Below are 14464 nucleotides of genomic sequence, written 5' to 3' on the forward strand. Positions count from 1 at the left end.
GGATCATCGAACCCGACCGCCCGACCGAGGACGCCAGCCTTGATGGAATCGCTGCTCCGATACCTGGCCGACCGCCTGGGCGTGGAGCCCCCCCGCGCGGGGGAGGCCGTGTCGCCGCACATCCGGTTCGAGCAACCGTGGCCGCAGTGGGCGCTCCTGGCCGTCGTGGTCGGGGCGTCGGCGTTCGTGATCTGGCTCTACCGCCGCGAGACCCGCGCCCCGGCCCTCACCCGGGGGATCCTCGCGGCGCTCCGGGTCTCGCTGATCCTGCTCGCCGTCTTCTTCCTCGCGGAGGCCGCCCTCTCCGTCGACCGCACCGGCCTCCCGTACATCGCGCTCCTGGTGGACGACTCGGCCTCCGCCCAGATCGCCGATCAGTACGAGGATCCCGAGGCACAGGCCCAGGCCGCCGCCCTGGCCGGCGCCGCGAAGCCCGAGGAGGCGACCCGCCTGGCCGTCGCCAGGGGGCTGCTGCTGAAGGACGACGCGGCGCTCCTGCGTTCGCTCCAGCGCCAGCACCGCGTCCGGATCTACCTCACGTCCGACGCCACCCGTCTCCTCGCCGAGATCAACCGCCCGGAGGACGTCGATCCGACCGTCGAGAAGCTCAAGGCCGTCGCGCCCGCCGGCGCCCAGACCCGCCTCGGGGACGGCGTTCGCCAGGTCCTCACCGAGCTGCGAGGCGCGCCGCCGTCGGCCGTGGTCCTCCTGTCCGACGGCCAGACCACCGAGGGGGAGCCGCTCGTCAAGTCGGCCGAGCTGGCCGCCCGCAAGGGGGTGCCGCTCTACGCCGTCGGCCTCGGCAGCGCCGAGCCGGCCCGCGACCTGGAACTGACGGACCTGCTCGTGGACGACGTCGTCTTCGTCGACGACGCCGTCCGGTTCCAGGCCAAGCTGGCCGCGCGCGGGCTCGCCGGCGAGAAGGTCCGCGTCCGCCTGCTCGAACGCCCCCCCGGCGCGAAGGCCGACGCGCCCGGCGTCGAGATCGGGGCGGTCGAGCTGGACGCCCCCCCCGACGGCCAGCCGGCGCGGGTGGAGATCGTCCACGAGCCGCGGGAGACCGGCGACAGGTCGTTCGTCCTGGAGGTGACGCCCCAGCCCCGCGAGCTTCAGGTCGACAACAACCGCATCGAGCGCGACATCTCCGTCCGCAAGGAGAAGCTCAAGGTGCTGCTCGCGGAGGGGGAGCCCCGCTACGAGTATCGCTACCTCAAGACCTATTTGGAGCGCGAGGAGACCATCGACCTGTCCGTGGTCCTCATGTCGTCGGACCCCGAGTATAGCGAGCAGGACCGCTCCGCCATCCCCACGTTCCCGACGTCCAAGGAGGAGCTGTTCGCCTTCGACGTCGTCCTGTTCGGCGACGTCGACCCCAGCTACCTCAGCCAGGCCCAGATGCGGAACCTCGCGGAGTTCGCCGAGGACAAGGGGGGCGGCGTCCTGTTCATCGCCGGCGAGCTGTACAATCCGCTCGCCTACCGCGGGACCCCGCTGGAGGCCCTGATCCCCGTCGAGCTGGCCGACGCCCGCGACCCCTCGGCCGTCGGGGCGCCGGTCGCCCCCTACCACCCGGAGCTGACGCCGGAAGGCCGCGGCAGCCCCATCTTCCGCTTCAGCGCCGACGAGGCCGAGAGCGCCCGCGTCTGGCGCGAACTCCCCGAGTCGTACTGGTACCTGGAGGCCCCGCGCAAGAAGCCCGGCGCGCTGGTGCTGGTCGACCACGCCTCGGCCACCGGGTCCGACGGCAAGGTGCCCCTGATCGCCTACCAGTTCACCGGCGCCGGGCGGACCATGTTCCACGCCTTCGACGACACCTGGCGCTGGCGGTTCCGCGCCGGCGACCGGTATTTCGGCCGGTTCTGGGTCCAGACGATCCGATTCCTGGCGCGGTCGCGGCTGGCCGGCAAGCGCCAGGCCGAGATCCAGGCCGACCGCCGCGCCTACGAGCGCGGCCAGCCCGTCCAGATCCGGGTCCGCTTCCCGAACCCCGGCCTGGCCCCCGCCGGCGACGAGGCGACGGTGCAGGTGGAGCGCCAGGGGGGGACGAGCCGGACGATCAAGCTGACGCGGTCGCCCGGGGCGAGCAACGTCTTCGAAGGGGTCCTCTCGCGCGCCGCCGAGGGGGAATACACGGCGCGGCTGCTGCCGCCCCCCGTGCTGGAGGGCCCAATCCCCACGGCGACGTTCCGCGTGGAGGCGCCGGCCGGCGAGTTCGAGCGGGTCCAGATGAACGAGCCCGAGCTGCGCCGGGCCGCCTCGGCCGCCGGCGGCGTCTACTACCCCGCGACCGCCGCCGCGACCCTCCTGGAAGACCTCCCCAGGCCCGCCAAGGTCCCCCTCGACACCGACCCTCCCATCCCCCTGTGGAATACCTGGCCCGCCCTCGCCCTGTTCCTGGCGCTGCTGGCCGCGGAATGGATTCTGCGGAAGAGGGCCCGAATGGTATGATGAACAAGGTCACACGTCCCCTGTTCGAAACGCCGGGACGGCCCGGCGCCGTCGCGAATCCGGGAGGTTCTCCATGAGCCGGCCGCGCACGAAACTGGAGTCGCGTCTGGCCGCGCTGCGAGGGCAGGCGCGGCGGCTGCTGCTGGCGCACGGGGCGAGCCTCGTGCTGGCGGCGACGGCCCCGCTGGTCCTCGCCGCCGGGCTGGCCGACTGGGCTTTCCACCTCGATCCGGTCGTGCGCGCGGCCCTGCTGGCGACGATCGCCGCCGTCGCGGCCTGGATCGCCTGGCGGCGCGTCGTCCGGCCCGCGCTCACGCCGTTCGACGACCTCGACGTCGCCATGCGCATCGAGGAGCGCTGGCCCGGCCTGGAAGACCGCCTCGCCAGCACCGTCCAGTTCCTCCGGATGAAGGAGGACGACACGACGTCCGGCTCCCCGGCCCTGCGCCGCGCCACCATCGATCGGGCGATGCGGGAGGTCGAGAAGCTCGACTTCCGCGAGGCCGTCGACCGCCGGCCGATCACCCGCGCGGCGTCGCTGGCGACGGCGGCGCTGCTGCTGGCGGGCTCCGCCGTCGTGGTCGACCCGGCCTCGGCCGGCATCGCGGCGCGTCGGCTGTTCAACCCCTTCGGGTCCGAGCGCTGGCCCCAGCTCACCCGCCTGGTCCTCGACGCGGGATCGACCACCCTGAAGCTCGCCCGCGGCGACGCCTTCAGCCTGGTCGTCCGGGCCGCCGAGGGCTCGCGCGTCCCGTCGACGGCCCGGGTCGTCTACCGCTTCGACGACGGCGAGGTCGTCTCCGAGACGCTCTCGACCGTGGAAGGGGGCGAGTTCCGCGGCCGGATCGAGGCCGTCGAGCGGCCCTTCACCTTTAGCGTGGCCGGCGGCGACGACTCCACCTCGATCCGCGACGTCGCCGTGCGGGTCGTGACGCCCCCGGCGCTCGTCCGGGCCGACGTCCGCCTCGTCCCCCCCGCGTACACCGGCCTGCCGGCCCAGGTGCTCGCCTCCGGGCTGACCTCGTTCAAGGTGCTGGCGGGGACCCGCCTGGAGATCGAGGCCGCGGCCGACAAGCCCCTCTCCGCGGCGACCCTCCACCGCACCGACGCCCCCGACCCGGCCCCCGCGACGCTCGACGCCACCGCCGCCGGCTTCCGCGCCTCGTTCACGCCGGGCGACGACCTCGCGTTCTGGTTCGCCCTGGCCGACTCCGAGGGCTTCGCCGCCCGCGAGGCCGTCCGCTACGACGTCCGCGTGGTCAAGGACGAGGCCCCCCGCGTCTCCATCGCCGACCCGAAGGCCGACCGCGACGTCCCCCCCGACGCCGTCGTCCCCGTGACGATCGACGCCGACGACGACTACGGCATCCACTCGATCCGCATGCTCTTCCAGGTCGCCGCCGGCGAGTCCGAGCCCCACGACGGCGTCGTCCTCCCCCTCTGGTCGGCGCCCGAGGCCGACGCGGCGGCCGTCGCGCCGGGCTCGGCCGGGACCCCCGCGCGGTCCGCGCTGGCGATGGTCAAGCACCAATCGGTGACGCACCGGTGGGACCTCGGCCCGCTCAACCTCGCCCCCGGTTCCATCGTCGCGTTCCACGCCGACGCCCGCGACTTCGACGCCGTCGCCGGCCCGAACCTCGGCAAGAGCCGCGAGCTGCGCCTCCGCGTCGTCGCCAAGGAGGAGGCCGAGCGGCAGTTCGACGAGGCCCGCCGCGCCCTCCGCGAGGAGGTCGCCCGCGCGCTCGCCATGCAGAAGCAGGCCGCCGCCCCGGTGGCCGACGCCGAGCGCGCCCTGGAGCAGGCCGACGCCCTCACCCGCCCCCAGCGCGACGAGCTGGACAACGCCGGGCTCGTCCAACGCCAGGTCTCCAACCGCCTCAACGACCGCGAGGAGGGCCTGGAGAAGAACCTCCGCAACCTCCTCGACGACCTCAAGAATTTCAAGCTGGACGACGAACCCGCCCGCGAGCAACTGGAGCGCATGGTCGGCCAGATCCAGCAACTACGCGACAAGAATCTCGGCGCCGCCGAGCAGGCCCTCTCCCGCGCCGGCAAGGATCTCGACGCCGCCGGCCAGGACCAGGCCGAGGCCGAGGCCAAGTCCCGGCCCGGCGAGCAGCCCAAGGGGAACGAGGCCGCGAAGGAGGCCCTGGCGCAAGCCGGCGAGAACCAGCGGGCGATCGCCGACGAGTTGCAGCGGATGCTCGACGACCTCGGCGAGTTCGAGACCTACCAGGGGGTCGTCAAGGACGCGCGCGACCTGCTGAAGAAGCAGGACGAGGCCATCAAGCAGGCCGCCGACGCCGCCGCCCGGCCCGACCTCGCCGGCAAGGGGGGCGACGAGCTGTCCCCCGAGCAGAAGGGGGACCTCGCCAACCAGGCCGCGCGGCAGCAGGAGTTGGCGAAGGGACTCCAGGACCTCCAGCAGAAGATGGACGAGATGGCCGCCCGGCTCGACCAGCCCGATCCCCTCGCCGCGGCCGCCCTGCGCGAGGCCGCCCAGGGCAGCCGCGACGCCCAGACTGCCGCCAAGATGGAGGAGGCCGCGCGGGGCGTCGAGCAGAACCGCATGGGCCAGGCCCGCGCCGGCCAGGAGTCCGCCAAGCGCGACCTCCAGGAGCTGGTCGACATGGTCCAGAACCGCCGCGAACGCGAGCTGTCGCGGCTGGTCAAGGAGCTGAAGAAGGCCGAATCCGACCTCCGCGAGCTTCGAGGCCGCCAGGCCAGGAACCTGAAGGCGACCCGCCAGGCCAAGGACATCCCCGACGCCCAGAAGCGCAAGGAGGAGCTGCGGAAGCTCGCCAAGGAGCAGGAGCAGATCCAGGAGGAGCTGAAGCGGCAGCTCCAGAAGCTCGCCAAGCTCAACGCCGAGGCCGCCGGCAAGGCCGGCTCCAAGGCCGCCTCGCGCATGGCCAAGGCCCAGGAGCAGATGGACGCCGACGACGCCGAACAGGCCGGCGCCGAGGAGGAAGAAGCCCTCGCCGACCTCAACGACGCCCAGGACGAGCTGGAGCAGGCGCGCCGCGACGCCGAGGAGAAGCTGGCCGACGAGCAGCTCGCGCGGATGGGGGACCAGCTCAGGTCGCTCGCCGAACGCCAATCGAAGCTCGTGACCGACGCCGAGGGCTTCGAGAAGCTCCGCGCCGTGGCCGAGCTCACCCGCGGCCAGCGCGCCGGGGTCCGAGCCCTCGGCCAGCTCCAGGAAGGCCTGAAGGACGAGACGGGCGAACTCGTTAAGCGGCTGGACGGCGCCCCGGTCTTCGCCCTGACGCTGCGCCGAGCCTCCGAGGAGATGGACGCCGCGGCCGCCGGGCTCGCCGAGCTCAAGACCGACGACGACGCCATCGACCCCGCGCGCTCGGCCTCGCGCCGCTTCGCCCAGCTCCTCGACGCCCTCAAGCGCGACGACGGCAAGGGCGGGGGGGGCGGAGGAGGGGGCGGCGGTGGCGGCGGCGGGGGTGGAGGCGGGGGCGGCGACGGCATCCCCGCCACGGCCCAGGTCAAGATGATCAAGGCCCTTCAGGAAGAGATCAACGACCGCACCGAGACGTTCGACGAGCTGAAGCGTCGCGGCAAGGAGCCGTCCCCGAAGCAGCTCGCCGAGGCCGACCGACTCGCCGAGGACCAGGGCGCCCTGGCCGACATCGTCCGCGACATGTCCCGACCCCGCCGCGACGACGCCGAGGAGTGACCCATGCGCCAGCACATGAGTAAATTCGCCGCCACGGGCGTCGGCCTCGTCGCCCTCGCCCTCGCCGCGGGCATCCCGCCCGTCGCCCTCGCGCAGGACGGGTCCGACGCCGCCCTCGACGCCCTCATCAAGGAGATCGGCGAGGCGGACGGGCCCGAAGCCGGCGCCGAAAAGCCCAAGAAGGCCGAGGACCGGCCTACGCCCGAGGAGCCGCGGAAGGCCGAGGAGCCCAAGAAGCCCGCGCCCAAGCCCGATGAGCTGTCGGGCAAGGACAAGGAGCTGGACGACCTGCTCCAGTCCCTCGGCGAGACCGAGGACGAGCCGGAGACCAAGAAGGAGCGCCAGCCCCCCGGCCAGCCCGGCGACGAGGGGGAGGACCAGCCGCCGAAGGGCGAGCCGGCCGACGCGCGCGACCAGGGCCCCGGCCTCGATCGGGACGACAAGGCCATCGACGAGGAGCTGGAGGAGCTGGCCGGCCGCCGCCGCAAGAAGAAGGATCAGGACGACGGCGACGGCCAGGGCTCCGGCCCGATGGGCGAGATCGTCAAGGAGATGCGCGAGATCGAGAAACGCCTGGGCGAGCCGGACACCGGCGACGAGACCCGCGGCCGCCAGCAGCAGCTCGTCAAGCGGCTGGAGACGCTCATCGAGCGGATCCGCCAGGAGCAGCAGCAGCAGAACCGCCGGATGCAGCAGGTGACCCGCCAGCAAGGGGGCCAGCCCGGCGAGCAGGAAGGCCAGCAGGCGGGCAACAACCCCGACGGGGCGCCCAATCAGCGACCCCAGCGGCCCACCGACCGTCGCGCGCTCGCCGGCGGCAAGGACGAGTGGGGCCACCTCCCCCCGGAACTGCGCCAGGAGATGGAGAACGTCGCCAAGGAGGAATCGCTCCCCATGAGCGAGGACCTCATCCGGCGCTACTACCTGTCCGTCTCGCGCGGCAAGCTCAACCGAGGAGAATGAGCCGATGAACCGCCGAATGGCCCTCGCCATCGCCCTCGTCGCCGCATGCCTTGCCCCGGCCGCGACCGCCCAGGAAGCCCCGAAAGCCGAGGCTCCCCAGGGCCAGGCCCCCGGGGACGACGCGTCCAGGCCCGAGAAGCCGAAGTCGGTCGGGGCGTTCGGCGAGGCGGTCCGGGGCGACCTCCCCCAGGACATGCGCGTCATGGTCACGCCGGAGGCCGATCGCGCCATCCAGACCGGCCTGGCGTGGCTGGCGAAGTCGCAGCAGCCCGACGGCTCGTTCGGCAGCGGGACGTACCGGGGGAACATCGCCGTCACCAGCCTCGCCGGGCTCGCGTTCATGGCCGGCGGCTCCTCGCCGGGTCGCGGCCCCTACGGCGCGCACGTCGACAAGGCCCTGGCCTACGTCATGGCCAACACCTCCCCCGCCGGCTTCATCGCCGTCGCGGCCGCCTCCACGCACGGCCCGATGTACTCGCACGGCTTCGGGGCGTTGTTCCTGGCCGAGGCCTACGGCATGACCCGCCGGCCGGAACTCCGCGAGAAGCTCCAGAAGGCCGTCCGCCTCATCATCGACACCCAGAACCACGAGGGAGGCTGGCGATACCAGCCCGTCCGCAACGACGCCGACCTCTCCGTCACCATCTGCGAGATCAACGCCCTGCGGGCCGCAAGGAACGCCGGCTTATTTATTCCTAGAGAGACGGTTGACGCCTGCATAAGATACGTTAAACAGGCACAGAACCCCGACGGCGGCTTCCGCTACATGCTCCAGAACGGGGCCAGCGCGTTCCCGAGGTCGGCCGCCGGGGTGGTGGCCCTCCAGAGCGCCGGGATCTACGACGACAAGGAAGTGGCCGAGGGGATCGCCTACCTCAAGCAGTTCATGCGCGAGATCAAGCTGGGGAGCCGCTACAGCCACTACTTCTACGGCCACTACTACGCCGCCCAGGCGATGTGGATCCGCGGCGGGGCCGATTGGGACGAGTGGTTCCCGGCGATCCGCGACGAGTTGGTGAGCCGACAGTCGGCCGCCGGATACTGGAACGACAACATCTGCAACGAGTACGGGACGGCGATGGCGCTCATCATCCTCCAGATGCCCAACAACTTCCTGCCGATCTTCCAGCGTTGAGCGCTCCAGCCGCGACCGGGGACCGAAACGACATGCGTGGACGTAACATCATCGGCCTCTGCCTCGCGTTGACGGCGGCCTCCGCGCCGGCCTCGCGGGGGGAAGCCCCGGCCGTCGGGCCCGCCTTCGAGATCCTGACGACCGCCGGCCCGGCGTCCCCGGGCCGGCTCGCCGCGCTGGGGGTCGAGCGGATCGAGGCCGCCCCTGAGGCCGGCGAGACGAAGACGTTCGCGACGACGGAACTCGTCCGTCTCTGCCGGCAAGTCGAGCCCTTCGCGGCCGACGGCGCGATGGTGATCCTGGCCGACGGCGACCGGATCGCCCGGGCGACCATCGGCGCGGCGACGGACGCGGCCGTCGAGGTGCAGTCGGCGGCGATCGGCAAGGCGTCCATCCCGCTCGACGCGGCGCTCGGCCTGGTGCTCGCCCCGCCGACCGACCCCGAGGCGTTCGACGCGATCGTCCGCCGGATCCGCACGGAAGCCCACGCCGGCGAAATCGCCTGGCTCGCCAACGGAGACCGAGTCGTCGGCACCTTCGAGAAGATGGACGCCCGGGTCATCCGCCTCCAGGTCGACGGCGCTCCCCGGGATCTGCCGCGCGAAGGGGTGACGGCCATCGGCTTCGACCCCGCGCTGGTCTCCTATCCCCGACCAGACGGCCCCTATTTGGAACTCGGCCTGGCCGACGGCTCGCGTCTGGGGCTGACCGACGTTAAGCTCGAACAGGGGAGGATTTCCGGCGTCTCGCGACTCGGCGCGCCGGTCGACGCGCCGATCGAGGACGTCGCGTCGATCATCCCCCGCACGGCGGCCGTCGCCTACCTATCGGAACGTCCCGTGGACGCCAAGAGTTACACGCCTTATTTCGACGTCGTCCGGCCCTACCAGATCGACGCCGCCGTGGACTCCCGCCCCATGTCGCTGGGCGGCCGCCGCCCCGAGCGCGGGTTCGGGACATCGAGCCGGACCCTGCTGGCGTTCAAGCTCCAGCCGGGCGACCTGCGGTTCCAGGCGACCGTGGGGGTCGACGAGCGGGCTGGCTCCCTGGGCAACGTCGTCTTCCGCGTCCTGACCGACGGCCAGGAACGGTTCGCGACCCCTCCCATGACCGCTCGCGACGCCCCCGCGGAGATCGACGTCGATCTCGCCGGCGCCAAGCTCCTGATCCTGGCCACCGAGTTCGGCGAGCGCGGCGACGTCCGCGACCTGGCCGACTGGGCCGAGGCCCGCGTCATCCGTCGCCCGTGATGGGCCGCCCCCCCAGCCCCCGCCGGACCCACTCCGCCATGGCACCGTTCCCCAACGACCGCTCGACCGCCGCCCCGCCGGACGAGGGCCAGGCCCCCCTGCTGGGGCACGTCGCGTCGTCCGTGATGCATAGCGTCATCAACAGGATCACCGCCGTGGTCAGCCAGGGAGAGATGCTCAAGGCGAGGCGGCTCAGCCAGGATGAGATCGTCCACAAGGCCGACGCCATCATCAGGGCCGCGCTGGAAGGGGCGACGCTGGCCCGCCGATTCGCGGAATACTGCCGCAACGGCGTGGCCCCCGACGCGACTACCGTGGATCTCGACGCCCTGATCGCCGCCCGCGTCGAGGCCAGGCGCGTGGACGCCCCGAACGGGGTCGAACTCGTCGCCGACCTGGGCGCCCGCTCCAGCTTCATCGGCGATCCCGATCGGCTCGGGATCATGCTGGATTGCCTGATCGACAACGCCTTCGAGGCGCTGGCCGCCGGCCGCCAGGGCGGGACCGTCACGGTCTCCACGCGGCTCGATTCGCAGGGCTGGCTGGAGCTGGACGTCCGCGACGACGGCCCCGGCATGTCCCCCGAGGTCATGGAGCTGGCCCTGGAGCCCTTCTTCACGACCCGGCCGGGCCATCAGGGCCTGGGCCTGCCGCTGGCTCGCAGCCTCTGGCGCCGCCACCGCGGCGCGTTCTCCATCGACGCCCCCCCGGGCCAGGGGACCCTCGTCCGCCTGACCCGTCCTCCGTCGGAGCCCCCCGCCGGGGCCTGACCGCGCGGACGCCTCCCCTCGCGAGTGGGGCGTCCGCGCGCGAGGCGTCGGCGCGCGATCAGTCGACGCCGAGCAACTCGACCTCGAACATCAGCGTGGAGTTGGCGGGGATCACGCCGCCCACGTTCCGGGCGCCGTAGCCGAGCGAGGGGGGGATGAGCAGCTCGCGCTTGCCCCCGACCTTCATGCTCGCCACGCCCTCGTCCCAACCCTTGATGACCTGGCCGACCCCAAGGGTGAACTCGAACGGCTCGCCGCGATCGACCGAGCTGTCGAACTTCTTCCCCTTCTTGCCGTTCTCCCAGAGCCAGCCGGTGTAGTGCATCCGGCAGGTCTGCCCCCGCTTCGGGCTGGCCCCGTCCCCCTCCTTGGTGTCGCGATACTCGAGCCCGCTCTCCGTCTTCGTCATCGGCTTCTCCTCGGCCTTCTTGCCGCTATCCTGCCCCCACGCCGAGCCCGACGAGAAGCCCAGCGCGGCCAGCCCGGCCAGCGACGCGCAAAGCCACGCCCGCGCCCCACGATCCATGGTCTTCAAGCCACACGCTCCTTCCTCGATCCATCCTCCTCGCGCCCCGTCACGAGCGGGGCCGCGAACCCTCGCGACCCTACCACATCGCCCAGACCGAGAAAACCACCTCGCGCGAAATCTGTACAGATTTATCTTGTCCTCGCGGGGCCTCGCCGATAACCTGTCCACGCGAACAGTATCTCGGTGATTCGATGGCTCGGGTGCCTGGCTTGATCCTGGAGGGTCCGGGAAGCACCCAAGCCTTGAATCGCCAAGCGTGATCGATGACGCGCTCCATCCTGGCCGGCTCGATGACGCGGTGGCTGGTCGATCGACGCGAAAGGGGAGGACGTGGGTATGACGCCGCCGACGGATCAGGATCGGACGAATCGCCATCGCGTCGACGCCGCGGCCCGCGAGGGTCGTCGCGGTGTCGCCTCCCCCCCTTGGGGCATCCCGGCACCCCGCGAGGATGCGCGAATTCCTCGACGAGAACGCGCGAACGAGGCCACCCCCCGACGGGAGGTCATCCCCGGTAATCATTGGCCCGAAACAACTTGCAACACGCACCACACCGGGCCCCCGTCGCCCCCCCGCGACGAACGAGGCGATGAGGCCGCGAGGATCGCGCGATTCCGTGGCACGGATGTCCGGGGCACGATCATGGAGAGATGTGAAGCGACGCGATCGGTTCCCGGAGGATTCGTCGAAGATCCCCGGGGGCGCGGCGAATATTCCGGTGAACATCGGAGTGACGGGCGGCGTCCAACCGGGAATGACGATCCGGCCTCGGACGGACGGGGCGGGCATCGTGACCTAGGCTGCATTCGCGAGGCGGGCGGCCTGGGCGTCGGGGTCGCGACGGCGTGGCCGTGCCTCGAGGCATGCTCGGCGTCGCCCGAGGGTGCCTCGCCACGACTGATCCCGACGGACGAGCCTGGCCGAGAGCGTCGCCCTGTTTCCCTTCACGAGGAAGACCCCATGCCGACCCCGGTCCCCACGAAACGCTGGGCGCGGACTAGCGCCGGCACCTCGAAGCGTCCCGCCGCGGCCACGTCGCCGGCGCGAATCGCCGAGTCCCTGCGGCGGACGACCCTCGGGGCCCATGAAGCCATCAGACGGACCCCCCGGGACCCCCGCGCCCTGCGCGGGCTGCTGTTCGAGATCGTCGCGCTGGAGGAACAGGCCGAGCGCCTGGGATTGTGGGGGCTGCGCCCCTTCCTCCGTTCGCTGCGGCTGAGGGTCGAGGCCGTTCTTTGAATCGGGAGGGAACCGCGACGGCCCTCGCGGCGTCCAAGGGTTCGACAAGACAAGGAGGCGGGCGGCGGCGTCCGCCGGGACGTAATGGGACGAGGGCGGCGGGTCGATGACCCGACCGCCCCCCACCGGACTCGGCCGCGAATATCGCGGCGGGAAACCGACGCCCCGCGCGGCGCCGCCCCCGACTCCATCCTAATCGCGGAAGGGTGACGAGGAGTGTCAGGCGCCCCGGCCGCCCCCGCCGATCTTCAGGTGGCCCGCCGGCGGATTGCCGCGGCCGGCCTCGCCGACCTGGCCTCGGGCCGAGGTCCCGGGGGGCGTGGCCTTGGCACCCTTCTTCCCCTTGGCCCCATCCTTGGCCGCCTTCGAACCGCCGGCGTCCTTGCCGATGGCGTCGCTGAGCTTGAACCGACCGATGCCAGACATGGCTCGTCTCCGGGAAGGTGACGCTCGCGTATCGAGCTTAACTGAAGATGCGCTTGGTGTATTCGCGGAAGGGCAGGGGGTCGAGCGGCCGGGCGCGGAAGCCGATGTAGCCGTCGGGCCTGACGAGGAAGAGGCATGCACCCTCCGCGCCGAATCGGCGGTGCAGGGAGTTGGTCGGGTCGGAGAGCCGTTCGCCGCGCCATGCGGGGGACTTCTCGACCGGCACCCTGGGCTCGACGAGGATGGGCCGGATCCGCCCGGCGAGGTGGGGGGGGACGAAATCCTGCGTCAGGAAGTCCACCCGGAAGGCGCCGGATTCGGGCCGGATCCCCTGGAAGACCAGCAGGACGTGCCTGGGCCCCTGGGAGCCGTCCGAGAGGGCGGGCTCGCCGTGGACGACGTCGGACAGCCGCAGCGGGAGGCCGGTGGCCGGGTCGGACTGGGCGAGGATGACGTCGGGCAGGCGTTCGCCCGGCTTGGGGCCGCGACGGAACGACTCGTTGGCGTTGAACCCGGTCGCCCCCTCCACGCTCGTCGCGTAGAGCCAGCCCGGCCGGGCCTCGTCCACGATCGGGCTCCGGCGGTAGGACACCGAGAGGCCGGCCAGCTCGCGAGCGATCCGCCGGCTCACGACGTCGATCCTCCCCAGGCCGGCGACCACCGCGTCGCGGGCGACGCGGGCCATGGGGTTGCGCGGGGCGATCAGCCGCATGATCCGGTCGGTGGACCAGAGCACGCGGGCGGCCACCGGCCTGCGCTCGGCGTCGTAGGAGTCCAGGAGCGACTCGACGGCCTCGCCCCGGACGACCATCGCCAGCTTCCAGGCCAGGTTCACGACGTCCTGCACGCCGACGTTCAGCCCTTGCCCGCCGGCCGGGCTGTGCAGGTGCGCCGCGTCGCCCGCCACGAGGACGCGACCGGCGCGATAGCGGTCGACCACCCGGCGATGGATCACGAACGACGAGGTCCAGGCCGCCTCGCCGACCTTCCCCCCCATGCCGGAGATCGGCCCGGCCAGGCGTTGCAGCCTGGCCAGGACCGCCTCGGGCGTCGCGGCGTCGGAGCGGCCGGTCGCGTCGATCAGCCGCCAGCGGCCCTCGTCGGGCAGCGGCACCGCGACGAGCGCCCCCTCGGGCGTCAGCAGGATCGACGCCTCGTCGGCCGGCAGGCCCCAGGAGACCTCGGCGTCGGCCAGCAGGAACCGCTCGGGGTACTCCCGCCCCCGGAACTCCAGCCCCACGCCCTGGCGCACGACGCTCCGGGTGCCGTCGCAGCCGATCAGCCACTTCGCCCGGACGTAGCTCGTCCGGCCCTCGTCGTCCTTCAGCTCGGCGGTCACGCCGTCCATGTCGGTCTTGAACGACTCGAGCCGCGTCCCCCATTCGACGTCGCCGTCCAGCTCGTTCAGGCGGTCCAGCAGGAGCTGCTCGGTGCGCCCTTGCGGCAGGATCAGGATGAACGGGAAGCGGGTCTCGTCGGGGGCGAGCGCGAGTCGGAGGCCGAGGATGCGGTTATCGCCCCGGTAAGCCCCGAAGCCGTGGAGGACGCGGCCCTCCTCCCGCATCCGGCCGGCGATCCCCATCCGCTGGAAGGCCTCCATGGTGGCCGCGTGGATCGCCAGGGCGCGCGACTCCCGCTCGGGCGTCGGCCGGGCCTTCGCCTCGATCAGCGCGCAGTCCGTCCCCTGGCGACGCAGCTCGACCGCCAGGCTCAGCCCCGACGGTCCCGCGCCGGCGATCAGTACGTCCACCTCGCGATCGATCCAGTCCGCCATCCCGCCTGACCCCCGCCGCCCGGCCCCGGCCCCGCGTCTCCGAGGCCCATCACCAATCTGCCACACCTGGGGCCGAGATGCCACGCCCCACCCGGCCAGCGTCGCCCGCGCGCCGGCCCCTTTGTTCCCGCCCGGGTCTTAATGATTTAGATTCAAGTCGGGGACGGAGCTGGCCGAAATCGCCCCATCCCCGGCAGGGACGCCCCGCACGAACACCTTGCACCGCTTCACCCGGGGCC

Annotated in this window: 10 protein-coding genes; 7 read left to right on the top strand and 3 right to left on the bottom strand. The window is 72.3% G+C overall.

What is annotated here, in order from left to right; all coding sequences use genetic code 11:
• Nucleotides 1–42 precede the first annotated feature (42 nt).
• The 6 genes from WG209_RS09430 to WG209_RS09455 all read left to right on the top strand — a co-directional run bounded on the left by WG209_RS09430 (nucleotide 43) and on the right by WG209_RS09455 (nucleotide 10257).
• Nucleotides 43–2448 (top strand): VWA domain-containing protein, encoded by a 2406-nt coding sequence (locus WG209_RS09430; RefSeq protein WP_337174775.1) that lies wholly within the window; start codon nucleotides 43–45, stop codon nucleotides 2446–2448.
• Between the two features lie 73 nt (nucleotides 2449–2521).
• Nucleotides 2522–6139: a DUF4175 family protein gene (locus WG209_RS09435; RefSeq protein ID WP_337174776.1), complete on the top strand. Its 3618-nt coding sequence runs from the start codon at nucleotides 2522–2524 to the stop codon at nucleotides 6137–6139.
• 3 nt (nucleotides 6140–6142) lie between these two features.
• Nucleotides 6143–7102, top strand: coding sequence for a hypothetical protein (locus tag WG209_RS09440; protein ID WP_337174777.1), 960 nt, complete (start codon nucleotides 6143–6145; stop codon nucleotides 7100–7102).
• Nucleotides 7103–7106: 4 nt separating this feature from the next.
• Nucleotides 7107–8237, top strand: coding sequence for a prenyltransferase/squalene oxidase repeat-containing protein (locus WG209_RS09445; RefSeq protein ID WP_337174778.1), 1131 nt, complete (start codon nucleotides 7107–7109; stop codon nucleotides 8235–8237).
• A 32-nt stretch (nucleotides 8238–8269) separates the two neighbouring features.
• Entirely contained in the window at nucleotides 8270–9487 is a 1218-nt protein-coding gene (locus WG209_RS09450; protein WP_337174779.1) for an NPCBM/NEW2 domain-containing protein, read from the top strand.
• Between the two features lie 38 nt (nucleotides 9488–9525).
• Nucleotides 9526–10257, top strand: a complete 732-nt coding sequence (locus WG209_RS09455) for a HAMP domain-containing sensor histidine kinase (protein ID WP_337174780.1) — start codon at nucleotides 9526–9528, stop codon at nucleotides 10255–10257.
• A 58-nt stretch (nucleotides 10258–10315) separates the two neighbouring features.
• On the opposite strand, the gene WG209_RS09460 is transcribed toward WG209_RS09455, so the two are convergent.
• Nucleotides 10316–10783, bottom strand: coding sequence for an FKBP-type peptidyl-prolyl cis-trans isomerase (locus WG209_RS09460; RefSeq protein ID WP_337174806.1), 468 nt, complete (start codon nucleotides 10781–10783; stop codon nucleotides 10316–10318).
• A 963-nt stretch (nucleotides 10784–11746) separates the two neighbouring features.
• Here WG209_RS09460 and WG209_RS09465 point away from each other — a divergent pair.
• Nucleotides 11747–12025, top strand: a complete 279-nt coding sequence (locus WG209_RS09465) for a hypothetical protein (protein ID WP_337174781.1) — start codon at nucleotides 11747–11749, stop codon at nucleotides 12023–12025.
• A gap of 219 nt (nucleotides 12026–12244) precedes the next feature.
• Here the strand turns inward: WG209_RS09465 and WG209_RS09470 are convergent, their stop codons facing one another.
• Together WG209_RS09470 and WG209_RS09475 are read right to left on the bottom strand one after the other, a co-directional pair.
• Nucleotides 12245–12451, bottom strand: a complete 207-nt coding sequence (locus WG209_RS09470; RefSeq protein ID WP_337174782.1) for a hypothetical protein — start codon at nucleotides 12449–12451, stop codon at nucleotides 12245–12247.
• A gap of 37 nt (nucleotides 12452–12488) precedes the next feature.
• Entirely contained in the window at nucleotides 12489–14225 is a 1737-nt protein-coding gene (locus tag WG209_RS09475; RefSeq protein WP_337174783.1) for an FAD-dependent monooxygenase, read from the bottom strand.
• Nucleotides 14226–14464: the final 239 nt, after the last annotated feature.

The organism is Paludisphaera sp. (genome assembly GCF_037189885.1).
Classification (GTDB): Bacteria; Planctomycetota; Planctomycetia; order Isosphaerales; family Isosphaeraceae; genus Paludisphaera.

Excerpts from the sequence above, each read along its gene's own strand:
- WG209_RS09430 (WP_337174775.1), top strand. The coding sequence starts at position 43 with ATGGAATCGCTGCTCCGATACCTGGCCGACCGCCTGGGCGTGGAGCCC.
- WG209_RS09435 (WP_337174776.1), top strand. The coding sequence starts at position 2,522 with ATGAGCCGGCCGCGCACGAAACTGGAGTCGCGTCTGGCCGCGCTGCGA.
- WG209_RS09440 (WP_337174777.1), top strand. The coding sequence starts at position 6,143 with ATGCGCCAGCACATGAGTAAATTCGCCGCCACGGGCGTCGGCCTCGTC.
- WG209_RS09445 (WP_337174778.1), top strand. The coding sequence starts at position 7,107 with ATGAACCGCCGAATGGCCCTCGCCATCGCCCTCGTCGCCGCATGCCTT.
- WG209_RS09450 (WP_337174779.1), top strand. The coding sequence starts at position 8,270 with ATGCGTGGACGTAACATCATCGGCCTCTGCCTCGCGTTGACGGCGGCC.
- WG209_RS09455 (WP_337174780.1), top strand. The coding sequence starts at position 9,526 with ATGGCACCGTTCCCCAACGACCGCTCGACCGCCGCCCCGCCGGACGAG.
- WG209_RS09460 (WP_337174806.1), bottom strand. The coding sequence starts at position 10,783 with ATGGATCGTGGGGCGCGGGCGTGGCTTTGCGCGTCGCTGGCCGGGCTG.
- WG209_RS09465 (WP_337174781.1), top strand. The coding sequence starts at position 11,747 with ATGCCGACCCCGGTCCCCACGAAACGCTGGGCGCGGACTAGCGCCGGC.
- WG209_RS09470 (WP_337174782.1), bottom strand. The coding sequence starts at position 12,451 with ATGTCTGGCATCGGTCGGTTCAAGCTCAGCGACGCCATCGGCAAGGAC.
- WG209_RS09475 (WP_337174783.1), bottom strand. The coding sequence starts at position 14,225 with ATGGCGGACTGGATCGATCGCGAGGTGGACGTACTGATCGCCGGCGCG.